This is a genomic window from Flavobacterium limi (assembly GCF_010645075.1).
Classification (GTDB): domain Bacteria; phylum Bacteroidota; class Bacteroidia; order Flavobacteriales; family Flavobacteriaceae; genus Flavobacterium; species Flavobacterium limi.
The window spans coordinates 61,760-85,955 of record NZ_JAADZV010000007.1 but is presented as its reverse complement, the minus strand read 5'-3'; the positions used below and the strand labels follow the sequence as shown (position 1 = coordinate 85,955).

At 33.5% G+C, this 24,196-nt stretch carries 24 protein-coding genes; 13 read left to right on the top strand and 11 right to left on the bottom strand.

The window, feature by feature from the left end; all coding sequences use genetic code 11:
• The first annotated feature begins 56 nt into the window (after positions 1–56).
• Entirely contained in the window at positions 57–743 is a 687-nt protein-coding gene (locus GXM16_RS15070; protein WP_163395319.1) for a zinc metallopeptidase, read from the top strand.
• Positions 744–871: 128 nt separating this feature from the next.
• On the opposite strand, the gene GXM16_RS15065 is transcribed toward GXM16_RS15070, so the two are convergent.
• From GXM16_RS15065 to GXM16_RS15055, 3 genes are all read right to left on the bottom strand, one after another.
• Positions 872–1,342 (bottom strand): Lrp/AsnC family transcriptional regulator, encoded by a 471-nt coding sequence (locus GXM16_RS15065; protein WP_163395318.1) that lies wholly within the window; start codon positions 1,340–1,342, stop codon positions 872–874.
• 141 nt (positions 1,343–1,483) lie between these two features.
• A complete protein-coding gene (locus GXM16_RS15060; RefSeq protein ID WP_163395317.1) occupies positions 1,484–2,233 on the bottom strand; it encodes a uroporphyrinogen-III synthase in 750 nt (249 codons plus the stop codon).
• 11 nt (positions 2,234–2,244) lie between these two features.
• The gene (locus tag GXM16_RS15055; protein ID WP_163395316.1) at positions 2,245–2,922 is read right to left on the bottom strand and encodes a DUF4271 domain-containing protein; all 678 of its coding nucleotides are present in this window, start codon (positions 2,920–2,922) and stop codon (positions 2,245–2,247) included.
• A gap of 106 nt (positions 2,923–3,028) precedes the next feature.
• On the opposite strand from GXM16_RS15055, the gene GXM16_RS15050 reads away from it, so the two are divergent.
• Genes GXM16_RS15050 through GXM16_RS15040 form a run of 3 tightly spaced genes read left to right on the top strand, consistent with a single transcriptional unit; the run spans position 3,029 to position 5,630 of the window.
• A complete protein-coding gene (locus GXM16_RS15050; RefSeq protein WP_163395315.1) occupies positions 3,029–3,754 on the top strand; it encodes a polyprenol monophosphomannose synthase in 726 nt (241 codons plus the stop codon).
• Between the two features lie 10 nt (positions 3,755–3,764).
• Positions 3,765–5,105, top strand: coding sequence for a dihydroorotase (locus GXM16_RS15045; RefSeq protein ID WP_163395314.1), 1,341 nt, complete (start codon positions 3,765–3,767; stop codon positions 5,103–5,105).
• Positions 5,106–5,111: 6 nt separating this feature from the next.
• Entirely contained in the window at positions 5,112–5,630 is a 519-nt protein-coding gene (locus tag GXM16_RS15040; RefSeq protein ID WP_163395313.1) for a DUF4296 domain-containing protein, read from the top strand.
• Here the strand turns inward: GXM16_RS15040 and GXM16_RS15035 are convergent.
• Both GXM16_RS15035 and GXM16_RS15030 read right to left on the bottom strand, forming a co-directional pair.
• Positions 5,625–6,626: an NAD-dependent epimerase/dehydratase family protein gene (locus tag GXM16_RS15035; protein ID WP_163395312.1), complete on the bottom strand. Its 1,002-nt coding sequence runs from the start codon at positions 6,624–6,626 to the stop codon at positions 5,625–5,627. The two genes, GXM16_RS15040 and GXM16_RS15035, sit on opposite strands and share 6 nt — an antisense overlap.
• A 47-nt stretch (positions 6,627–6,673) precedes the next feature.
• Positions 6,674–6,997 carry a helix-turn-helix domain-containing protein gene (locus tag GXM16_RS15030; RefSeq protein WP_163395311.1) on the bottom strand — a complete coding sequence of 108 codons (324 nt, stop codon included), beginning with the start codon at positions 6,995–6,997 and terminating at the stop codon, positions 6,674–6,676.
• Between the two features lie 256 nt (positions 6,998–7,253).
• Between GXM16_RS15030 and GXM16_RS15025 the strand changes: the two genes are divergently transcribed.
• The 6 genes from GXM16_RS15025 (at position 7,254) to GXM16_RS15000 (ending at position 12,985) form a co-directional block, all read left to right on the top strand.
• A complete protein-coding gene (locus GXM16_RS15025) occupies positions 7,254–7,562 on the top strand; it encodes a hypothetical protein (RefSeq protein WP_163395310.1) in 309 nt (102 codons plus the stop codon).
• 82 nt (positions 7,563–7,644) lie between these two features.
• Entirely contained in the window at positions 7,645–8,412 is a 768-nt protein-coding gene (locus GXM16_RS15020; RefSeq protein WP_308422538.1) for a GLPGLI family protein, read from the top strand.
• A 9-nt stretch (positions 8,413–8,421) separates the two neighbouring features.
• Positions 8,422–11,193 carry a peptidase associated/transthyretin-like domain-containing protein gene (locus tag GXM16_RS15015; protein ID WP_163395308.1) on the top strand — a complete coding sequence of 924 codons (2,772 nt, stop codon included), beginning with the start codon at positions 8,422–8,424 and terminating at the stop codon, positions 11,191–11,193.
• A 1-nt stretch (position 11,194) separates the two neighbouring features.
• On the top strand, positions 11,195–12,490 hold the full coding sequence (gene tyrS, locus GXM16_RS15010; RefSeq protein ID WP_163395307.1) for a tyrosine--tRNA ligase: 1,296 nt from the start codon (positions 11,195–11,197) through the stop codon (positions 12,488–12,490).
• A 34-nt stretch (positions 12,491–12,524) separates the two neighbouring features.
• A complete protein-coding gene (locus GXM16_RS15005) occupies positions 12,525–12,731 on the top strand; it encodes a hypothetical protein (RefSeq protein WP_163395306.1) in 207 nt (68 codons plus the stop codon).
• Complete coding sequence (locus GXM16_RS15000) at positions 12,731–12,985, top strand: type II toxin-antitoxin system RelE family toxin (protein ID WP_163395305.1); 255 nt, start codon at positions 12,731–12,733, stop codon at positions 12,983–12,985. Before GXM16_RS15005 ends, GXM16_RS15000 begins: the two co-directional genes overlap by 1 nt.
• Here GXM16_RS15000 and GXM16_RS14995 read toward each other — a convergent pair whose 3' ends face one another.
• The 4 genes from GXM16_RS14995 to GXM16_RS14980 all read right to left on the bottom strand — a co-directional run bounded on the left by GXM16_RS14995 (position 12,986) and on the right by GXM16_RS14980 (position 18,632).
• A complete protein-coding gene (locus GXM16_RS14995; protein WP_163395514.1) occupies positions 12,986–13,966 on the bottom strand; it encodes a LuxE/PaaK family acyltransferase in 981 nt (326 codons plus the stop codon).
• Positions 13,967–14,057: 91 nt separating this feature from the next.
• A complete protein-coding gene (locus GXM16_RS14990; RefSeq protein WP_163395304.1) occupies positions 14,058–14,393 on the bottom strand; it encodes a T9SS type A sorting domain-containing protein in 336 nt (111 codons plus the stop codon).
• 108 nt (positions 14,394–14,501) lie between these two features.
• Positions 14,502–15,683: a hypothetical protein gene (locus tag GXM16_RS14985; RefSeq protein WP_163395303.1), complete on the bottom strand. Its 1,182-nt coding sequence runs from the start codon at positions 15,681–15,683 to the stop codon at positions 14,502–14,504.
• Between the two features lie 198 nt (positions 15,684–15,881).
• A complete protein-coding gene (locus GXM16_RS14980) occupies positions 15,882–18,632 on the bottom strand; it encodes a TonB-dependent receptor (protein WP_163395302.1) in 2,751 nt (916 codons plus the stop codon).
• A gap of 233 nt (positions 18,633–18,865) precedes the next feature.
• On the opposite strand from GXM16_RS14980, the gene GXM16_RS14975 reads away from it, so the two are divergent.
• From GXM16_RS14975 to GXM16_RS14965, 3 genes are all read left to right on the top strand, one after another.
• Positions 18,866–19,549 carry a response regulator transcription factor gene (locus GXM16_RS14975; RefSeq protein WP_163395301.1) on the top strand — a complete coding sequence of 228 codons (684 nt, stop codon included), beginning with the start codon at positions 18,866–18,868 and terminating at the stop codon, positions 19,547–19,549.
• 214 nt (positions 19,550–19,763) lie between these two features.
• Positions 19,764–20,843, top strand: a complete 1,080-nt coding sequence (locus GXM16_RS14970) for a sensor histidine kinase (RefSeq protein WP_163395300.1) — start codon at positions 19,764–19,766, stop codon at positions 20,841–20,843.
• Positions 20,844–21,010: 167 nt separating this feature from the next.
• Positions 21,011–22,309 (top strand): porin, encoded by a 1,299-nt coding sequence (locus GXM16_RS14965; protein ID WP_163395299.1) that lies wholly within the window; start codon positions 21,011–21,013, stop codon positions 22,307–22,309.
• A 1-nt stretch (position 22,310) separates the two neighbouring features.
• Here GXM16_RS14965 and GXM16_RS14960 read toward each other — a convergent pair whose 3' ends face one another.
• Together GXM16_RS14960 and GXM16_RS14955 are read right to left on the bottom strand one after the other, a co-directional pair.
• Positions 22,311–23,381, bottom strand: a complete 1,071-nt coding sequence (locus GXM16_RS14960; protein ID WP_163395298.1) for a glycosyltransferase — start codon at positions 23,379–23,381, stop codon at positions 22,311–22,313.
• A 312-nt stretch (positions 23,382–23,693) separates the two neighbouring features.
• On the bottom strand, positions 23,694–24,161 hold the full coding sequence (locus tag GXM16_RS14955) for a hypothetical protein (protein ID WP_163395297.1): 468 nt from the start codon (positions 24,159–24,161) through the stop codon (positions 23,694–23,696).
• Positions 24,162–24,196: the final 35 nt, after the last annotated feature.

The following is a 24,196-nucleotide window of genomic DNA, read 5'->3' as shown; positions in this document are numbered from 1 at the left end:
GGTTCATAATTTGCAGGCTGTTTTGTAACTTTAAATTCAATCAAAAATATAAAATCATGGGAAGTGGATATTTAATACTGGCCGGGGCTATTATGTTATTCAGCTGGCTGGTAAGTTCAAGATTAAAAAGTAAATTCGAATTATATTCAAAACTGCAATTACAAAACGGAATGAGCGGAAGGGAAATTGCGGAAAAAATGCTGGCCGATAATGGCATTTATGATGTTCGGGTAATTTCAACTCCGGGACAATTAACCGATCATTACAATCCGGCAGATAAAACAGTTAATTTAAGCGAGGCGGTTTACAATCACAGAAACGCGGCTGCTGCGGCAGTTGCAGCACACGAATGTGGTCACGCTGTTCAGCATGCAATAGGTTATGAGTGGCTTACAATGCGTTCTGCGTTAGTTCCTATTGTTAGTGTGGCGTCCAATTATGTACAATGGATTTTACTGGCAGGAATTTTAATGATTAGAGTTTTTCCGCAATTATTGCTGGTGGGTATTGTTATTTTTGCTGCAACGACGTTATTTACTATCATTACTTTGCCAGTTGAATACGATGCGAGTAATCGTGCCTTGGCGTGGTTAGAAAATAAACGAATGCTGACACAGCAGGAGCAGGCTGGTGCAAAAGATGCTTTGAAATGGGCTGCCAGAACGTATGTGGTAGCAGCAATTGGTTCTATTGCTACTTTATTGTATTATATTTCGATTTACTCAGGAAGCAGGAGGAACTAATTTTATAATTGAGATAACTAGTCAATTAGATAATTTATAGAAAACCCGACAGATTTTAAAATTTGTCGGGTTTTGTTTTTTAATTGGAATTTAAATTATATAATTATCAAATTGACAAATTATCCAATTTACAACTGAATCTGCCTGTCAATCTGCTGATCCAAAGAAATAAACGTTTCAGTTCTCGAAACACCTTCAATAGCCTGAATTTTGGTGTTTAAAAGCTGCATCAAATGTTCGTTGTCGCGACAGATAATTTTAATCAAAACCGACCAGTTTCCGGTAGTGTAGTGGCATTCTAAAACCTCGGGGATTTTTCTCAGTTCTTTTACGGCTTCGGAATTTCCCGAAGCTTTGTCGAGATAAACACCAATAAATGCCATGGTATTGTAGCCTAAAACTTTTGGGTTTACAGTGAATTTTGATCCCGAAATTACACCTGATTGTTCCAGTTTTTTCAATCGCTGATGAATCGCCGCTCCTGAAATGCCTATTTTATTGGCAATCTGAAGAATAGGTTTGCGGGCATCATCCATAAGATAACGAAGAATTTCTTTGTCGATACCGTCAATTTCGATTAAGAGGGAATTAATTTTCATAACTTAAAATTTGAAACTATTCTTGCGGTTTTGGCTTTGGAATAGAAATCAAATGTACTTAAAATGGTTTAAAAAGAAAAATTCCAAATCCCAACAGGAAGTTGGAGTTTGGAATTTAATGTTTTTAGGCTTGGTGAAGATTTATTTTCCTTTGTTTGCTTCGGCGATATATTTTTCTAAAGCCATTGTCATAGAAGGAGTTTCAGGAGTCGGGGCAAGGATATCAATTCTTAAACCATGATCCAGGGCTTCTTTTTGAGTTGTGCTTCCAAATACAGCGATTCTGGTATTGTTTTGTTTAAAATCAGGAAAGTTTTTAAACAATGATTTTATTCCGGTTGGACTGAAAAAAGCTAAAACGTCATAATAAACGTCTGCTAAATCGGATAAGTCGCTCATTACCGTTCTGTAGAAAATAGCTTGTGCCCAGTCTACTTTTAAACCATTTAAAGTTACAGGTGCATCAGCGTTCAACTGATCAGAAGCCGGCAACAAGAATTTTTCGTCCTTGTATTTTTTGATAAGCGGTGATAAATCTGCAAAATCTTTAGCTCCAACGTAAATTTTACGTTTTCTGTACACTACATATTTTTGCAGGTAAAAAGCAACAGCCTCAGACTGACAAAAATATTTCAGCCCTTCAGGTACTTTGTAGCGCATTTCTTCAGCTACCCTGAAAAAATGATCAACCGCATTTCGGCTTGTTAAAATAATTGCAGTGTAATGATTAAGATCGATTTTTTGTAATCGGATTTCTTTTGCACTAACTCCCTCCACATGAATAAAAGGTCTGAAATCAATTTTTATTTTGTGTTTCTGTTGGAGCTCAAAGTAAGGGGAGTTTTCCACTTTAGGTTCAGGCTGTGACACCAAAATTGTTTTCACTTTCATATTATAGACATTTACTGAGCCGCCTTTGTAATCCAGTAATAAAGGAAATAATAAGGGGCTATTTCAAGAGCGCAAAGATATAAAATAAAATAAAATAATTTATTGATTATTGTATTTTGATAAGTTTTAATTGAAATAAAGTAGGAAAACATACTTATACATGCTGAAACCCCTATTATTGCTAGTGGTACGATTTTGGGCACATCGTCGCGATAAAACAAAATCGCATTGACAGGAAGAATAAAAAGCCCAATATATGTTCTATATGTTGCTTTTTGTAAGTTAAAAAGGTCTACAAATTCATCAATATTGAAAGAAGTTCCTACGATTTTTTCAATCAAATATTTTGCTAATATGAAGTACGTCAAAAAAGTGACAATCTGGGTAAAAAGCATCCAGTCTGTTTTTTCTGTTTTTACCGGAAATTCAAAAATATGCATGGTCAGCTGTATGAAAAAAGCATACGATATAATCTGCACAAAAAATAAGGCAACTGTAAAGCTGCTTTTTAAATGGGAAATGTCACGATAAATTTTAACATATTTATCAGAGAAAATAAGTTTTGTAAATTCACTAAATCTATTTTCGTAAGCTGATTTAGTGATAGCAACAACAGCAAAAGCCAACACAAATAAAAGTGTTGCCCAATCTTTGTTTTCTATAATTCTGGGATGGAGCTGTTCAATCATAACGATGCAAAATTAGTAATTTTTTGTATCAATACTTTTATTATGGATTTATTATGAACCAAATGCTATAAAAAGTTTACTTTTGCGGTGAAATTACGCAGAAAAAATGAATGATAGTATTGTCATAATTCCTACCTATAACGAAATTGAGAACATAGAAAGTATAGTACGTGCTGTACTTTCGCAACATAAATCTTTTCACCTTTTAATCATCGATGATAATTCGCCGGATCACACTGCTAATAAAGTAATTGCGCTTCAGGAAGAATTTCCGGGAAGATTATTTCTTGAAAAAAGAGCTAAAAAATCCGGTCTTGGGACGGCTTATGTTCATGGTTTTAAATGGGCACTGGAACGTAAATATGATTTCATTTTTGAAATGGATGCTGATTTTTCACACAATCCAAACGATCTTGAAAAATTATATGATGCCTGTCATTTTGGAGGTGCTTCTTTAGCGATAGGTTCCCGTTATGTTACAGGCGTAAATGTGGTGAACTGGCCACTAAGCCGGGTATTGATGTCTTATTTTGCTTCGGTATATGTGAAATTTATTACCGGAATGAAAATTCACGACGCGACAGCAGGTTTTGTTTGTTATAAAAGAGAAGTGCTGGAAAAGATAAACCTTGATAAAATCAAATTTGTTGGGTATGCTTTTCAAATCGAAATGAAATATAGAACTTATTGTGGTAAATTTGAAATAACAGAAGTTCCGATTATTTTTACAGATCGTACAAAAGGAGTCTCAAAAATGAGCAATGCTATTATTAAAGAAGCGATTCTTGGAGTTATTTCTCTCCGATTAAAAAAATTATTCAACACACTATAAACGAACGGCGATGAACAGGATTTTAATAAAAAATGCCAAAATTGTAAACGAAGGATTGATTTTTGAAGGTGATGTTTTAATAGAAAACGACTTAATTGTTGAAGTTGCAGACAGCATCAGTCTAAAATCATCTGATTGTAAAGTCATAGATGCAGAAGGAAATTATCTGATTCCGGGTGCCATTGACGATCAGGTGCATTTTAGAGAACCGGGATTAACACATAAAGGTGATATTGAATCTGAATCGAGAGCGGCTGTTGCCGGTGGAATCACTTCTTTTATTGAACAACCTAATACAGTTCCGAATGCAGTTACGCAGGAAATTTTAGAAGATAAATATCAAATTGCTTCCCAGAAATCATTTGCGAATTATTCGTTTATGATGGGGGCAACCAATGATAATCTGGAAGAAGTTTTAAAAACAAATCCTAAAAATGTTGCCGGAATCAAGATTTTCCTTGGTTCTTCAACAGGAAATATGCTGGTTGACAACGAAGCGACTTTAGAGAGAATATTTTCGAGTACACCAATGCTGATTGCAGTTCATTGCGAAGATGAAACTACGATTCAGAATAATTTGGCTGAATTCAAAGAAAAATACGGAGATGATATTCCCGTAACAGCCCATAACTTAATTAGAAGTGCAGAGGCTTGTTACATTTCATCTTCAAAAGCAGTTGCTTTGGCGAAAAAAACCGGAGCCCGTTTGCATATTTTCCATCTTTCAACGGCGAAAGAAATGGAATTGTTTACGAATAAAATTCCGCTGGAAGAGAAAAAAATTACGGCTGAGGTTTGTGTGCATCATCTTTGGTTTACCGATGAAGATTACAAAACAAAAGGAAATTTCATCAAATGGAATCCGGCTGTAAAAACAGCTGATGACAGAAAAGAACTTTGGAAAGCCCTGAACGACGGCCGCATTGATGTTATTGCAACCGATCATGCACCGCATACGAAAGAAGAAAAATTACAGTCTTACTTAAAAGCTCCTTCAGGAGGACCTTTAGTACAGCATGCTGTTGTTGCGATGTTTGAAGCGTACCATCAGGGAAAAATCACGGTAGAGAAAATCGTAGAGAAAATGTGCCATAATCCTGCTAAGATCTTTAAAATCGAAAAAAGAGGTTTTATAAAAGCAGGATATTATGCAGATTTGGTTATTGTAAATCCAGGTTTGCCATGGAGTGTAAAACCAGAGAACATTTTGTATAAATGTGGCTGGTCTCCGTTTGAAAACTATACTTTCAAATCGAGAATTACCCATACTTTTGTGAATGGCGAAATGGTATATAACAACTTTAAGGTAAAAGATGTCCGTGCCGGAAAACGATTATTATTTAACAGATAAATTGCAATGAAGAATTTTGTATTTATAATATTGATTCTATTTTTTTCTGTAAGCTGTAAAAAAGAGCTGGTCAAAGAACCTGCTAAGCTTATAGAGAAAGAAAAGATGATCGATATTATATATGATCTGTCTCTTTTGGAAGCCATAAAATACCAGCAGCCGTTATCGTTGGATTCAGTTGAATCAAATCCTACGAAATTTATTTTTAAAAAATACAAAGTTGACAGTCTGCAATTTGCCAAAAGCAATATGTACTATGCTGCTGATTATGACAGTTACAAAGAAATGTTTGATGAAATAAATGCAAGGTTAGATAAAGAAAAAAAGAGTACAGAAAAAAAGCTGAAAGCTGAGGAAAAAAAAGCTGCCAAAAACAAAAAGGCAGCCGATGCGAAAAAAGCAGCTGAAGCGAAAAAGAAAAAGTTAAAAGAAACTCCTAAAGATTCTGTCAAAAAGAAAGTTGTAAAAAAAGTAAATATCGATTCTGTAAAAAGAATGAGACGACTTCAGCATAAAGGACTATAATTTCGACGATTCGTTTATGTATTGTCGCACATCTGAAAAAACCGTTCCCAGAGCGGTTTTTATTTTTTCATTAGAATACAGATTTTTAGAATATGATGCTTTTGCAGTTGCTTTAGTGAGACTTCTTTTTTGAAAAAATAAAGTTGAAAATATGCCATCTGCAATCCAAAGAAGATTCATGAACAGCGGCGTGGCGTGAATTGTTGGCTTTTTTGCTTTTAAAACCTCTGCAATCGTATTCAGGATGTCCCTGAAAACAATATTATCTGCGATTAGCGTAAAACGTTCGTTTTTTATATCGCCTTTCATGAGTTCAAAAGCTACTCTTACAACATCATTTATAGTGATAAATCCGCTTTTTCCAAGGGTGTAGAATGAAAGCCCTTTACTTACTTTTAGATACAGTTCATTGCTTCCGTGTTCAAAAATTGACTTTGTAGCAACGGGAGCTAAAATAACGCCGGGATTTATAATAATTACATCTAAGCCTTCCTGAACGCCTCTCCAAACTTCCATTTCGGCGCCGTATTTTGAAATAGCATAGTCGCTGTGTGGTTTTTCCGGATTCCAGTCGGTTTCTTCGGTAATGTAAGTTTCGTGTAGCTGCAAATCTCCCAAAGCGGCAATTGAGCTTACAAAACAGAATTTCTTTATTTCTTTGGCTAAAGAAAAATTAACCATATTGGCAGTTCCTTCGATATTGGTTTTTCGAAGTGCATCCTCATCTTTTGGATCAAAAGAAATCAAGGCAGCACAATGGTAGACGTATTCAATATCAATAAAGGCAATTTCTAATGAAGGAATGTCAAGAATATCGGCTTCAAGCCAATCGATTTTTTCAAATAAATCACCCTTTTTATATAGTTCAAAAACCGATTTTGTTTTTTGAATATGGGTTGAGTTGCGGTAAATAGCCCGGACATTTTCTCCATTTTCAACTAAATGAAGCAATAAATGTGCGCCAACTAAGCCAGTTCCTCCTGTTACTAATACCATTTTGTAAAGATATTGAATGATTCATTAAATTAAAAATTATAACAGGATTACTTGGTTTTAAGTAGAAGTTTTATCATTTCATCTTTTTCTTTTAGACGATGTTCATATTGCTCAATTAGTTTAGAAGAAATTGAATTGATGTTGTTATAATCCCATTTATGTGAAATTATATTTTGTTGTTCATCAAAAAGACTAGAAATCGATGTTTCTAATAAATTCGATAACTTAATTATTTCATCAGAATTAAATTGTATTTCACCTTTCTCTCTTCTGCTATATTGTGATTGATTTAATCCTAGCTCATGTGCAAGATAAATTTGAGATATTTTTTTAGATTCTCTTATCAGTTTTACTTTTTGATTTAGCTTCATGTCTGAAAATGTTGGTTGAGCAGTAGTGTTGTAATCTATAGATAGCAGTTTTTTATAAATATACTCACTTGTAGAGCTATTTTTGTAAGTATATTATGTCTCAATCACATTCAAAATGTGATTGAGACATTTTTTAATCGGAATAAACTTATTTTCTTTGAGCGAAAATATGACGTATTTTATTTTGACTCAAAAGCGCTTTTGAAATAAATAAAGTCGATTGTATATTAAAATTTATTAATTTAAACCTGTAATTATGAAGAAATTAGCATTAGTTTTATGTTTGTCTCTGTTTATATCAGGAATGTTTGCAGGTACAAGGGAAGAAAAAGAGAAAGAAAAGCAACAAAATGGAGAAGAAATGTATTATGGTTGTACTACAACGGTATGGTATAAAAATTACGGGGTATCTAAAAAGATATCATTCTACCATGATGATTGTAGCAGTACTAGTTGTTGTCAAGTATTTTTAAAGCAAGATGTAGAATTATTAAAAATGCTTTTGAGAGAGTATACGGCGATAGATTCTGAAGAGATTTTGTTGCCATTGGCTGAAAAAGAATAACGAAATTAATTTATACTTATAAGATAAGCACAGGATGGGATTTGTCCTGTCCTGTTTAAAATACTAATTATGAAAATTTTTTATTATCTCAATTTTTAGCTTGTTCAGTTTTTTAGTAGTTGGACAATCTAAAAAAACAGTTGCAGTCGTAGTTGAATATAATTATATAGTTACTTTTCAAAATCCTTCCTATGGTAAAGTAATTTTGAAATATTTGAAGGATAAATCAATATCTAAAACATTAGCCGATGTAATACCAGAGACAAAGGATGGGGATGAACAAAACTCAACTGTATATGAAACCCCAATGGATTTATATCAATCCATAAATTTAGATAATAAAACAATTGTTGCAACTGATCGTATTTTTAATTCGAAATATAAAGTAACAGAAGATTTGCCTGTTATGAATTGGAAATTAAGTAAAGACGGAGAATCAAAAATAATAGATAAGTTTGTTTGCAATAAAGCTACTTTAAGCTTCAGAGGGCGTAATTATGTAGCTTGGTATACTCCGTATATCTCATCGCAGTTTGGTCCATGGAAATTTTATGGGTTACCTGGATTAATACTGGAGGTTTATGATACAGATAATAATTATCACTGGACAGCAACAAAAATAAACAATCAGTCTGCTGAATCGTTTGATTTTAATGTTTTAGATGCTCAAAAAGTAAAGCAACAACTGACTTTGAGGCAGTTTGTTGAAAAAACAGATGAAAAAACAAAAGCATTTATGGCAACTGTACGAAAATCGGTGTCCAGAGGTACGGTGGTTGATTTTGGTGATTTTGACAAAAGAAGCGGTCCTGAACTAAAGTATGAGTGGGAAACAGACAAGAAAAAATAAATCAATATTTTGAAAATTAATCTCATTACAATTTTATTTTTTCTGATTTTTCCATCTAATTTTTTAAAAGCTCAGGTAACACTATCAGGGAGTGTGGTTGATAGAAAGGGTAATGGAGTGTCTTTTGGCAATGTATTAGTTAAACCAAAAGGAAGTCAGTCTGTTGTGGCTTTTACGCATACTGATAATGATGGAAAGTATTTTTTGGAATTATCTGAAACAGGCCATTTAGAGATAACTTTTGCTGCAATGTCTTACAAAGCTGTTAGTTTAATAATTTTGGTTGAGGAAAATAAAAAATATATCCATAATGTAGTTCTAACAGATGAAGCAATGACTCTTGATGAAATAATTATTCAAAAAGAGAAACCTGTCACAATAAAAAAAGATACTATAATATTTGATGCAAAAGCTTTTGCAAAAGGCAACGAAACTGTTGTTGAGGATTTGTTGAGAAGGATTCCGGGTCTAAATATCAGTAAAAACGGTACTATTAAAGTTGGGAATAAAGAAGTAGAGAAAGTCATGGTTGAGGGAGATGATTTTTTTGAGCATGGTTATAAATTATTGACAAAAAATTTAAATGCATCTGCAGTTGATAATGTAGAAATTTACAAACGTTATTCGAATAACCGCTTGCTGAAAGGAATTGAGAATAGTGATAAAGTAGCCCTAAACCTTACACTAAAAAAAGACATTAAAACACAATGGTTTGGTAATATGAGTTTGGGTTATGGTGTAGTGTCCGAAAACCGATACGAGGTAAGAACCAATCTTATGTCGTTTAGAAAAAAAGTGAAATATTACGGAATTGGGAATTTTAATAATCTGGGAGTTGATGCTGTGGGAGATGTAGATTATATCATCAGACCAGTTAATTCAGATGGTATAAGTAATATTGGAGACACTGAAAATGCTAATAAATTAATTAATCTAAACGGGTTTCGGCCAAATCTAAAAGATGATCGAACCAATTTTAATAATGCCGAACTACTTTCTCTAAATTCTATTTTTACAGTTTCTCCGAAGATAAAAGTTAAAATAATGGGATTCTTCAATTCCGATAATAATACTTTTTTTAGAAAAGGAATTGATTCTTATAATTCCGGAGATGTGTCTTTTACTAATTTTGAAGACTACACATTAAATAAAAAGAAAACTATTGGCTTTGGTAAATTTGATTTTAATTATGATATTTCTAAAAATCAAATGTTTGAGTATGTTGCTAAATTCAATCATCAGGAGGATAATACCAAGACAACATTACTATTTAATGACGAAAATACAAACGAAAAACTACGTGAAAATAATCAACTAATTGATCAAAAAGCAGTTTATTCAAACCGATTTGAAAATAATAAAGTTTTAATTTTTACCGGTAGATTTATTGCAGAAAAAACACCACAGGAATATTATAACAATTTTTTCCTTTTTCAGGATTTATTGCCAGTAGGAGTAAAAGCGAACGATGTTAGGCAAATAAGCGAAAATAAAATGCAGTTTTCGGGTTTTGAAGCTCATTTGCTGGCTAAAAAAGAAAAAGGGAATTTATTAGATATGAGGATTGGCATTCAAAACCGGCTGGATGTTTTAAATTCCAAGTTAGAGTTTGCAGATGATGAAAATGTGATAAATGCCCCGGAAGGTTACAATAATAAGGTTAAATATAATTCGGGCGATACTTATTTTAAGACTAAATATAATCATGCTTTTGGAAGATTTGCAATAGGAGCGAATTTAGAATTGCATCAGCTGTTTACGAAATTAGAAATAAGAGAAGAGAATCAAAGTCAAAATCCTTTTTTTATAAATTCATCAATACTAGCTCTTTGGGAAATTAATAAAACACATACTATTATTGGATCTTACTCTTATAATACAACAAATGCCAAAATCTTGGACATATTTGATGGCTATGTTTTAACTAATTACAGAAGTTTTGAAAAAGGTACAGGAGAATTTAATCAACTACAATCTAACTCCCTTTTTTTGAATTATAAGTTTGGGGATTGGGATAGTAAGTTTTCATCAAACACCTCTTTTAATTATTATAAAAACCATGATTTTTATTCTACAAATACTTTAATTCAGCCTGATTGTTCCCAAACAGAAAAAATCATTATTAAAAACAGATCAATGTTTGATTTAAAAGCAGATGTTGGTTACTTATTAAGCTCAATTTCATCTATAATAAAAATAGATGTAAATTATTCAAAATCAAATTATAAGAATATTGTAAACAATAGTGATTTAAGAGAGGTAAAATCGGAGACGCTTATTTTAGGTCCTGAATGGAAATCAAGTTTTGACGGTTTTTTTAATTACCATCTGGGTTCTAAATGGACAATTACAGAATTTAAAACTTCAGTAATTAACAAAAACACAGACAATATTTCTTTTTTGGATTTGCTGTTTGTTTTTAATAAAAATTTGAATGCAGAAGTTCAAACTGAAAGGTACTATTTTGGAAATTTAGAAAGACAGAATAGTAAATATTATTTTCTCGATTTAAGAGCAAATTACATAGTTACAAATAATAAGTTGTCATTTTCCTTATCGGCTAAAAATTTGTTTGATACGAGAACTTTTAGGCAATCGTATATAAGTGATATTGTAACTTCAAAAACGGAGTATAGAATACTTCCAAGATATGTGATTTTAAAAATGGATTATAGATTTTATAAATGGTTGTCAATTAAGATTGCTTTTTTAAAACTCCCATTGCCATTGTTTTTTGCCATTGAAATTGATATTGATTACATTTGCGCAAAAATATTTTAAAATGAAGAATCTAGTTGAAGAATTAAAGTGGCGCGGTTTGTACCATGATAGCATGCCAGGAACGGAAGAACAATTGCTAAAAGAGGTAACATCGGCTTATATTGGTTTTGATCCAACGGCAGATTCGCTGCATATAGGCAGCATGGTTCAGATTATTTTACTGGTTCATTTAAAGAATTTTGGTCATCAGCCCGTTGCTTTGGTGGGAGGTGCAACCGGAATGATTGGTGATCCATCCGGAAAATCTGATGAAAGAAATTTGCTGAACGAAGAAACTTTAGCTAAAAATGTTGCCGGAATCAAAAGTGTTTTGTCACGTTTTTTAGATTTTAATTCGAATGAACCAAACGGACCAATCATGGTAAACAACTATGACTGGATGAAAGAATTCTCGTTTATTGATTTTGCCCGTGAAGTTGGAAAACGTATTACGGTAAATTACATGATGGCGAAGGATTCTGTTAAAAAGAGAATTAACGGAGAAGGCGAAGGAATGTCTTTCACTGAATTCACCTACCAGTTAATTCAGGGATACGATTTTTATCATTTATATAAAAACAACAACTGCCTTTTGCAGATGGGAGGCTCTGACCAGTGGGGAAATATTACCACAGGTACAGAATTAGTACGCAGAATGGGCGGTGAAAATGCTAAAGCTTTTGCGTTAACGACACCTTTAATTACAAAAGCAGACGGATCTAAATTCGGGAAGTCTGAAGGAGGAAATGTATGGCTGGATGCAGATAAAACTTCGGTTTATAAATTTTATCAGTTTTGGGTAAATGCAACCGATGCTGATGCTGAGAAATATATTAAAATCTTTACTTTTTTAGATAAAGATACAATTGAAACTTTGATTGCAGAACATCAAACGGCACCGCATTTGAGAGTTTTACAAAAGAAATTAGCCGAAGAAATCACGATTTTTGTTCACAGTAAAGAAGAATTGGAAAAAGCGATTCAGGCTTCGAATATTTTGTTCGGAAATTCAACTGCGGATGATTTAAAGAAACTGGATGAAAAAACCTTTTTAGAAGTTTTTGACGGAGTTCCGCAAGCAGAAATCGCAAAAGCGGATTTAGAAAACGGATTGGAGATTATTACTGTTTTAAACGAAAAAACAGGTTTTTTTAAATCAAACGGAGAAGCGAGAAGAGCGTTGACTGCTAATTCAATTTCTGTAAACAGAGGAAAAATTAAAGAAGATTTTGTTTTAACTGCAGATGATTTGATTAACAATCAGTTTGTGTTGTTACAAAGCGGAAAGAAAAATTATTTTGTGATTAGAGTGAAATAAATTCTTAATTTTACCTGAATGCATTTTAATAATTATGAAAACACAATTTATAACAGACGATAAAGGCAATAGAACTGCTGTTTTATTACCAATTAAACAATATAATGAGCTTCTGGAAAAATTGGAAGATTTAGAAGATATTAAATTGTACGATGAAGCCAAAAGAAATGATGACGGCTTTAGAATTTCTATAGATGATGCTTTTAAAATTATTGAAGAAAAGCGTAAAGCTGCAAAATAATGGCATATAACATTGAATTTCGAAATAAAGTCCTTAAGATTTTAATCAAAATTAATGAGCCATATTACTCGTCAATTAAAAAGAATATTTATGATTTGGCTGAAAATCCACGACCTAATGGTTATAAAAAACTTAAGGGAAGACCTGGATATAGGATTAGAGTTGGTGATTATAGGATTATATATGAAATATTTGATGACATACTTGTTATAGATGTTATTGATTTAGGACATCGAAAAGATATTTATGAATAATTACAGCACCATCAAATTACACCCACGAATATCAGAATTATCAAAGCGTCCCAATACCTCGAAAGAGTTGTTGGGATTTTTTTTGCCCAGATCCTGCGTAGCGATAAAAGAACAGGAATTGATGTTAGCCAGATCAATAACGTTTATTCCACCGGTTTTTCCGTCTTTCACGTAAGTGAGCGCATCTTCAGGATCACGAACCAGAATGTTCATCCACGAAGGACATTCAAAAACACCGTCTCCCAGAGAATATGCCTGAGCCAAAAGTTCGGTCATGCCATATTCTGAATGAATTGAAGAAACGCCAAAGCCTTTGCAGAGCTGTTCGTGCAGTTCTTCGCGGATCATTTCTTTGCGTTTGCCTTTCATGCCTCCGGTTTCCATGATGATGGTATTTTGAAGACTGAACTGATGTTTTTCGATCAAATCTAATAAAGCATAAGTAACGCCAATCAATATCACATTCTGTCCGGATTCCTCCAATGCAGTCAGCTTTTTGATCAGATCGTCGTGATTGTGCAGATAAAACCCGCTATCAGGCTGATTGGAGAGTTTTATTAAGTCTTCGACCATATAAATTAACGAAGAGCCATCGCGTTCAAGATATGAAGGCAAAAGGGCTAAAACAACGTAATCTTCGATATTGCCGTAAAATTGTGAAAAGCCTTTTCGGTAGCTTTCTTCATAAAGAGAAACATCAGTAACCAAATGCCGGCTAGTAACCATTCCGGTAGTACCGCTGCTGGTAAAAGTAAGCTGTGGGAAATCGGAATTAGAAACTACTTCGTGACTTTTGAAAAACTGAATAGGCAAAAAAGGTATTTTTTCAAGTGATTTTACCTCTTGTGGATTTACGTTTAAAAAATCACAGAAATTACGATATACTTTGTTGTTCTGATGTTGAAAACGAAACACTTTAAGTGCTATCTTTTCAAATTGTTTCTGACTCGAAATGGTGAATATATCGCTGGCTGTAATCAAAACTTTTTTATGCAAAGGTATAAATTATTGTAAGTCAAAAGGCAATAAAAAAGCTCCAAATTATGGAGCTTTATGAGTGTTTTTTTGATGTTTATCGAACAATCAGTTTTCTTGTTGCCGAATTCCCTTGTTCGCTTATTTTTATGATGTAAACCCCCGGTGTTAAATCCCCTATGTTTAATTCCTTTGTAGTCAAATGTGCCTGAAGTACTTTTTTACCTAATACATCAAAAATTATAATTTCTTTTTCCAGATCATTTTTTGAAGTAATATATACTTTTCCATTTACTACAGGGTTAGGGTACAAGTTTAGTCCCTCTATAGGAGTTCCCTGAGTTTTTGGCGTTGGTTTACTGTCTTGTGCCGAAACACTAACAGTAAAGAAAAAAGCCAGTAAGAAAGTAATATAAAAGTAATTTTTTGCCATCGCATTATTTTAGATAAGTAAATATACAAAAAAAAGTTTTCAAAAATTACACCAAAAAAAAACATCCTAAATATTTAGGATGTTTTTAACATTTTCTATTCGAACTGATTAGAATCCAACTGACCAGCCAGTAGCCCAAGATGGGGCAGCGGTTCCGTTTCCAGCTCCTGTAGCAGTAGTTAACTCTGTAGCAACTGCAGCAACATTAGCAGAAGTTCCGTCTGTTTTCTTTCCTTTAGTTTGTGCAGGTACGTCAGTGAATTTAACACCCGTTACTTTTAAGGCTGTTCCAACAAAAGCAATAGTTTCGTCGTTTTCAACATCAACACCTGTTGACCAGCCGCTTAATACTACATTTGTGATCAATCCTTTAGTACCTCTTCTAAATTTGATACCTTGGTTCTCTTTGTAGATAGAAGCATCTGCAGCACTTCCAGGTCCAATAAGTGTCATGTTTGTGATAGTTGGGTTAGCGATTGGAGTGTAAGCGTATCCAAATTCAAAGTTATCAGCTTCAATACCTCTGTTTCCTTTTCCGAAATCAATTTTTCCGTACCAGTTAGTGTTTGTTCCATTCCATCCTTCAGTCCAGTCAAATTGATCGTCTTCGTTTCCGATAGCAACTAAGTTTGAAGTGTTTACAGAACCTCCGAAGAATTCGAATCCGTCATCAGAACCGTGAAAAGCCTGTACGTTTTCAACAGTTGTACCTGATCCAACTCCGAAGAAAGAAAGAGCATTAAATTCTTTATCACCGTTAAAAGTAGCTCCAGCGTATTCAATTCTTAAATATTTGATAGAGCCAGAGTTATCGTTAGAGATAGTTCCGCCGTAAGTTAAGTCAGCTACTTCAGACTGAGCCGTACTGGCACCGCCACTTACACGGTTGATAGGAGCTTTACCACAAAGTACTAAACCACCCCAGTTTCCAGGAGCTTTAGTTGTTAGACCAGAAGTCATAATTACTGGTTTGGCAGCAGTACCGTTTACATTGATTTTTCCTCCTTGTGCAACAGCAATGTAAGATTTGGTACCACCAATTCCTTCAATAACTGTTCCTGCAGGAATTGTTAGTGTTGCTCCGCTATTTACTTGTATTTTTCCAGTTAATTTGTATACTTTAGATGCATCAAGAACAACTTCTCCGTCGTTAATTTCTCCGGTAAAGTTTGCTGGGTCGGCTACAAATGTAGATGAAGGTTTGTTATTATCATCATCACTTGAACAGCTTGTAAATAAGCTAGTAGATAAGGCAACAACTGCCATTAATTTTACAACTGAATTTTTCATAATTGTTTTAATAATTTGTGTTTGTTTTCTATTGCAAAGATGAACCGGAAATCTTTTTTAGATGTTAAGCGAGTGTAATTGTTAGTTTAAAAAAAAGACACTTTTGTATTAAGTGAATGTTATGGTGTTAAATTAATATTCTGCAAAAAAGAAAGGACTGACAAAAATGCCAGTCCCTTATCTACTTATGTTTTTATCTTAGAAAGTATAGTTTAGTTTAAAACTAATTCCCATACCTTTTTTGTATGATAACATGTTTACATCACCAGAAGCATTTTCCTGAACTCTGTTGATTTTAGGGTTTAGAATGTTTCTTACAACTAAATCTAATCCTAAGCTTTTATTCAATTTAGTTTTTGCAATAAAATCTAATGAGCCAAATGCTTTGTCTACCAGATCTCCTCTTCCGTTTGTACCAATAGCATTTATTCTGTCAGAGAAGTAAGAGTAAGCAACAGTTGTATTTAAACTTTTTTCGTTATTGCTCCATTGAGTCAGGTATGAAAGATCTGCGTTTAATAGTAAATCTGAAGCTCCTGTAAACTGACTTTTTGAATTAGTGAAATCAACCTGATAATCTGTTTCTTCAATTACTTTTTCAGAATTTAATTCCTGATTGCTGTATAGGTATGATGCATTAATTCCAGCAGTAAGTTTTTTGTTGTCATCAATACTGAGAATTTGTTTACGGTATTCGACTTCTGCTCCTGCGACATATCCATAATCTCCAGTGTTGATGTATGAAATGTCATTAGAAGATGAGGCAATCGTAACTTCGTTCATTGGGTTGAGGATATATTTTCCAAAAGCAGTAAGCGAGATTAACTCATCGCTTTTAGGGAACATTTCCCATTTGATATCTAAGTTGTAATCATCAGATTCGTACAGATATGGATTACCTACTTTTACCTGTAATACTTCTTCGTATACAAACAAAGCTCTTTCTTTAAATTGAGGCAATGTGTATGTTTTACTAAAACCAAAACGTAAATTTTGTTTTTCATTCAATTCGTATTTCATTACCAAACTTGGTAAAAATGCTATTTTACTTAATTGGTCGTCTCCAACATCACCCAATTGCGTATCCCACTCTACATCCTGAACTACAGATTCTAAACGAAGTCCTAATACAGCAGTTAACTTGTTGAATTTATATTCTGTATTGGCAAATCCACCAAAAATAGTTTGTTTACCGTTGTATGTTTGTGGATCTAATGCATTTGGAACTTCTGCATTTCCTCTAAAAGTATAGATGTCAAAGTATCCGTTTTGTAGATTTGTATTATTATAAAATAAATCTAAGTTATTTGGATCAACGATAAAGTTTCTGTAATCGTTATTTGACTGAAAGTTGAATTGAGTAGCTTCAAAATCTCTGCTTTTGATTCTTCCTGATGCTCCTAAAGTAATTTTTCCTTTATATTCATCATCTGAAGATTTTCCAAATTTATAATCAACCGCAGCATTTACCGCTAATTCATCTTCTTTTAGTTCTTGAAAATATCTGTTGTTATCAGGTCGGGAAACAGTAGATATAACATAACCATTAGGTTCATTTCTTAAAATGTTCTGAACCCTGTCCGGCATTGAACTGTCAATAAGGTTGTACGATGTTCCCCAATATAATTTTGATCTGTCTGATAATTTGTGATCACCCAATAACTGATTGATCCAAAGACTGTTTTTTTCGTAGTTAAAACGACGAATCAATCCGTTTCCTTCATCTGCTATATCAACAATATATCCGTAATATTCTTCTTTAGACTGTGTGGATGTATTGATGTATGCTGTATTGAAATTAATTTTATTAGCTGAATTAATTTTATAGCCAATATTCAATAAGCCGGTCGCATTTGTTTGATAACTCATGTCAGTGTAAGAATTGAAATCCTTGTTTATAACACCAGCACCGTTTACACCTCCTTTAGCAGAACCATCTTTAATAGAGGCATATTCATTGCTGTAATTTGCTGTAGCAAAAAAGCCTAATTTCCCATCTTCCCCAACGTTAAAAGATTTTCCGCCAGATAAGTTAATTGATCCTGCAAAAGGAACTTTACCATCCATCTGTAAGGTGTTGTAATTATATTCGGTAAGAGAATTGCTTGGAATTGATGGATTTGAAAATCCAAAACTTCCAGTGCCTTTTTGTAGCTTGAAGTTATCCTCGGCTAATGCATTTGTGTTTACATTTGAACCCATTTCAATTTTGAAGAATCCGTCACCTTTATAATCTTTAGAGATAATATCCACATTTCCTCCGGCGAAATCTCCGTATAATTTACTGTTATAAACTTTGTCAATAGAAACATATTCCACAATATCGGTAGAAAAAATATCCAAATTGATGTTTTTCTTTTCCGGATCATTTGACGGCATTGGTAATCCGTTCATAGTAGTAGAATTGTAACGGTCACCTAAACCTCTTACGAATATATTTCCTGTTCCTTCCTGTTTTGTGATACCCGTAGTTTTTGCAACAGCGGCCGCAACATCACTAACTCCTTTTCTGGAAAGTTCTTGTGCACCGATAGTCTGTTTTATATCTACAGCATTTTTTTGTTCCAGAAGTAAAGCGGATTCTTTTTGTCTGTTCACTGTTGATGATTTTACAACAACATCTTTCAGTGTATAGCCTCCTGAAGATAATACCTGATTAACAGTGGTAGTTTCATTTGCTTTAACAGTAACAGCTTTTTCTACAGATTCATATCCAACGAAACTAAAAATAACAGTGTAGTCTCCCGGATTTACAGATAAGGAATATTTTCCGTCAATGTCAGTGTTGGTACTAATGTTTGTTCCTTTAATTAAAATATTTGCAAAAGGAAGTGCTTCATTATTCGTTTCTTTGTCGGTTAATACTCCGGAAATCGTACCTTTGTTTTGTGCGATAGAAATCGAACAGATAAATAATGCAATAATTAGAAATTTTAAATTGAATTTCATTTTCAGTGTTGTGTTAATTTATTTTGGTGCAAAGAAATAAACGCACTGTAAAGTTCATGTTAGGCACTTGTTATGTTTTTGTGTTGTCAAGATTATCAAATTGTTACCAGATTAAATTACCGTTAACTCCAATTTTATACGGTTCTTTTATTACTATATTTACGCTGTGAAATAAAAAACATCGAATATATATTAAAGGAAATTTGATGTAAAAAACTCAATTTTTGTTATTTATGAAAAAAACACAAACCAAGATTTTATTAGTTGATGATGAACCGGATATCTTAGAAATCGTTGGCTATAACCTTGCTCAGGAGGGCTATCAGATTGTAACGGCTTCAAACGGAAAAGAAGCTATAGCAAAGGCTCAGAAAGAATTGCCGGAATTAATCATTATGGATGTAATGATGGCCGAAATGGACGGAATGGAAGCCTGCGAAAACATCAGAAAAATCCCTGAATTAAATAACGTTATCATAACATTTTTGACTGCCAGAAGTGAAGATTACTCCCAAGTGGCTGGTTTTGACGCGGGTGCTGATGATTATATTACAAAGCCTATTAAGCCAAAGGTACTAGTAAGTAAAGTAAAGGCTTTGTTAAGAAGGTTAAAAGAACAGGAAGTAGTTACAGATACCTTAAATGTAGGCGGAATAGAAATCAATCGTGAAGAATACAAAATTATTAAAGATAAAATCGAGATTTCACTGCCAAGAAAAGAATTTGAATTGTTTTATTTACTGGCTTCAAAACCCGGAAAAGTATTTAAAAGAGATGAAATCTTAGATAAGGTTTGGGGCAATGAAGTGGTAGTAGGCGGAAGAACAATAGATGTGCATATCCGAAAATTGCGCGAAAAAATTGGCGAAGATCTTTTTAAAACCATAAAAGGAGTAGGCTATAAATTTGAAGCTTAAATATTCAGTATAAATTTGAACCATATAAATAATATAAGTTCATTAAATTTATACTATCATAATCGAAGTCAATCTTTGTCAAATTTAATACTTTGATGAAGATTGACTTTTTTACAATTCATTTAAGGCATAAAAAACAAGTTTGCTTTTTAAATGAACTTATATTATTTATATGGTGAAATTCTTCCCTTAATGGTTAATTAATTTAATTTAAATGAAAATCAATTTCAAAAAAACCTACAGATTTGCTATCAAATCGGCATTGTACATAAGCTTGTTTACAACGGGATTTGTGTTGTTGCTCATGAATATGTTTTATAAGAATCAGTTAAAGTATCAGGCAGGATTTGGAATAATCTTTTTAATCTCAGTTTACATCTTTTCATTTTTAGTATTACAATATCGCGTTGAGCGTTTTATTTACAGAAGAGTTAAGAAAATCTACGATGAGGTTTCCTTGCTTGAATCAACGCCTCTTATCAACCAGCCAATTACTACCGATATGGAAACGCTTTCCCGTGAGGTGAAAAAATTTGCAACCGATAAAAAACTCGAAATTGAAATGCTCGAAATCAGGGAACAATACCGAAGAGAATTTTTAGGAAACGTTTCACACGAACTTAAAACACCATTATTTACGGTTCAGGGATATGTTTCGACTTTGCTGGACGGTGCGATGGATGACAAAACCATTCGGAAAAAGTATTTAAAGCGTGCAGAAAAAGGAGTAGAACGCCTGATCTACATCGTTGAAGATCTTGATATGATTACCAAATTAGAGTCAGGTGATCTGGATTTAAATATTATCGAATTTGATATCGTCGAATTGATTCGCAATGTTTTTGATTTATTGGAAATGAAAGCTGATAAAAAGAAAATCAAATTAGCATTCGAAAGCAAGAATGTTCAATCCTTAATAGTGAAAGGGGATAAAGACAGAATTCAGCAGGTTTTGGAAAATTTGATTGTAAACTCTATCAAATACGGAAAAGAAGGAGGCTTGACTGAAGTTGGTGTAGTAAATCTCACTAAGAAAAAAGTCTTAATTCGTATTAGCGATAATGGCGAAGGGGTTGAAAAACAAAATATTTCACGTCTTTTCGAACGCTTTTACAGAGTCGATAAAAGCGGAACACGCTCTGAAGGTGGCTCCGGTTTAGGTTTGGCAATTGTGAAACATATAATTGAAGCGCATAAGGAGAAAGTGTATGTAGAAAGTGAGTTCGGTATTGGTTCGGAATTCTCTTTTACGCTTGAAAAAGCAAATAAAACGGCAAAAGCTGAGGTTAAATAATTGTAAGTTCACTTTTTGTAAAAGCTGTAAAACAACGGTTTTAACAATAAATCAACACAAGAATTTGACCCGTAACATTAAATTTTTATTATAATAACATCTGGTTAATGATTTCTTAACACAGGTAGTTACATCTTTGCATCCTGAAATTAAGGGCAATAGAAAAAATGATAAAAAGGACATTAATAGCAGCTTTAGTACTGCTTCTCACCGGTGCAAATGCGCAGGAATTGAATAAACAGGATGTAAAAAACGAAGTGATGCGTATTTTAGATTCTATTAATAAGGCAAAACTTCCTGATACTAAATCCGGTGGAGGGATTGAAGAACACTGGTATGACAGAATCTCTTTAAGAGGTTATGCACAAATAAGATACAACGGTTTGTTTTCTACAAATGACAAAGTTTCCTGCGATCAGTGTGATAAATCCTGGGGAACAACTTCAACTGCTCCTGATGCAAAAGCAAATAACGGACTTTTTATACGACGTGCACGTTTAGTATTTTCAGGACAGGTTCATCCAAATGTGTTTTTCTATTTTCAGCCTGACTTTGCGAGCTCACCAGGCAGTGGTCTTAATAACTTTGTTCAGATTCGCGATTTGTATTTTGATCTTTCTTTTGATAAAAAAAGAGAATATCGGGTACGCATCGGACAGAGCAAAATTCCGTATGGATTCGAGAACATGCAGTCCAGTTCGCAGCGTCTGACTTTAGACCGTGCAGATGGTATAAATAGTGCAATATCTAACGAACGTGATTTAGGATTATTCTTTTATTGGGCACCAGCAGAAATCAGGCAGCGTTTTGAAATGCTGGTAAAAGACGGTTTCAAAGGTTCTGGTGATTTTGGGGTTTTTGCCCTGGGAGCCTACAATGGACAAATAGCCAACAAAATAGACGGAAACAGAGATTTAAATGTGGTAGCAAGGCTGACTTATCCGTTTGTTATTGGAAACCAGATTATTGAGCCAGGAATTCAGGCCTATACCGGAAAATGGGCTTTTACCGGAGAAGTTTCTTCGGGCGTAACAGTTAACAGTGATCCACAATATGTAAAGGATGAAAGAATAGGGGCTACTTTTGTTTTATATCCAAAACCTTTTGGTATTCAGACCGAGTATAATATTGGTACTGGTCCCCGTTACAATCCGACAACAAATTCCGTTGACGTTACAGATTTAAATGGAGGTTACGTTTTACTGAATTATAAATGGGACATTAAAAAACAGCATATTTATCCTTTTGCCAAATTTCAGTATTATGACGGAGGTAAAAAATATGAAAAAGATGCGAGAAGTTACGTTGTAAGAGATTATCAAATTGGTGTGGAATGGCAGCCGATTAAAGCATTTGAATTAGTCGCAGAGTATGTTATTGCCGACAGAACATTTGAAGACAGTGCTCTGCCTGTTAACAGACAACAAGGAAATTTATTGCGATTGCAGGCGCAGTTCAATTTCTAAATTACTTCTCAAAAACAGTAAACAGAGATTCCCAGTCGATATTGTTTTTGAATTGGGACAAACCTTTAAACGATTTTGCTTTTGAAAGATCTTCAATTGTAAAGTCGTTTTGTGTTGCATAAGGTACCAATTGCTCATCCTGAAGTTTTATCGCTAAATATTCCTGTTCATACTGTCCAGGCGTTGGTATAAAAAAAGCTTTTTTACCCAGTTTTGCCAGATCCATCACAGTCGTGTAACCTGATCGGCATAAAACCAAATCACTTTCGTTAAAGGTCTGTTCCAGCTGTTTGGTATTCATAAAATTGTAATATGTCACATTTTTGATTTGCTGTTTGGTTTGTGTTTTTTCGACTACACCTTTTACAAATACAATATTGCCCGTATATCGAACGATCTCATTTTGCAGTTTTTCTTCAAGCATAGTTCGTTGAGGTTCAGGTCCTGAAAGTATTATCATTAAATCATATTGCTTCGGGGTTTCTTTCTGGCGCATTCTGCTTAAAGGCCCTATGTATTTCAGAGGTAAATCATTGTCTTTCAAATGCCCCAGATCACCTGTTAAATTTGGGTCTCCATCTGTATCAGGAATCCAGCACTGATCGTATTTTTTTATAAAATACTGATGACATTTACTAGTGAATTTTGTAGTATTTCCGGTCATCACATTCAATTGGTGTGTGATAAATACTGAAGGTACCTTTTTGCTGAAAACGCCAAGTCTGTTGTCAGAAATTATGCCGTCAATATCATACTTTCTTATCCATGAATTCACTATTTTCTTTTCATCTAGAATAGCAGTAATCATTTTAGGTAAGCTTTTAATCAGTTTCCATTTAAAATTTTTACCGTTTTTGGCATATTCAATATGGTAAGAAGGAAGTTCTAATGTTTGTATATATGGAAATTCTTTTTGCAGTAATGCCAATGCAATTCCGTCTGAAGCAATTATGGGGATATAATTATTATCCTGTAAAGCTTTTATAATTGGGATGCATCTCGTAGCATGACCTAATCCCCAGTTTAAAGGAGTTATTAAAATTGTTTTATTGGCAGTATATTCAATGCTCATATTGGCGATTTTCAAACGAAGATAAAAAAATACTCTTTTTTTGTTATTTCGGATACATTACTAAATTATTAACTCTGAAATTCAGATTCCAAAAATTAACTTCAATATCATATCAATGTCAACTTCAACTGCAATAAATGTCAAATCAAAATTCAATGAAAAATTAATTCTAGCCAGTAATTGAATAAAGAATGTCAGGCTGAGCGGAGTCGAAGCCCTTTGGGATATAGATAACTTCTTTTTAATGAATAAACTAAAAAAGTCCGGACTTCTCAATAGAAATCCGGACTTTTTTGGTCAGACAGAAAGTTTTTAATCCTGGATATATGTCTTATTACCGTTTTTGTTAATGTAATATCTTCCGCCTTTTGGTCCGGTATAGACTTTTTTACCATTGTATTCTCCGGTAACTTTATCGGCTACTTTTGGAGCCTTCTCATTTGTTTCTTTTAAAGTTTTAGTGCTTGTTTTTGAAGCAGACTTCTTAGCCTTGTCAGCTGCATCTTTAGCTTTTGCAGCTTCTTTGTTTGCTGTACTTTTTGCATTAGCAGCCTCTTTATTAGTGGCACCTTTTGCTTTTACAGCCTCTTTATCTGCTGTATTTTTAGCTTTTGCAGCTGCTTCTTTTGCCTTGCGGGCTTCTGTCTTAGCTTTATCTGCAGCTGCTTTTTTCTTTTTAGCTTCTGCTTCGGTCTTTGTCTTTGTTGTTTTTACTGTTTCCTGAGCATAAAAATTACCTGATAAAACAATCATAAAACATAACAATAATAATTTTTTCATAGCTGTAGAGTTTAAAATTTCCAATTAAAAGTAAA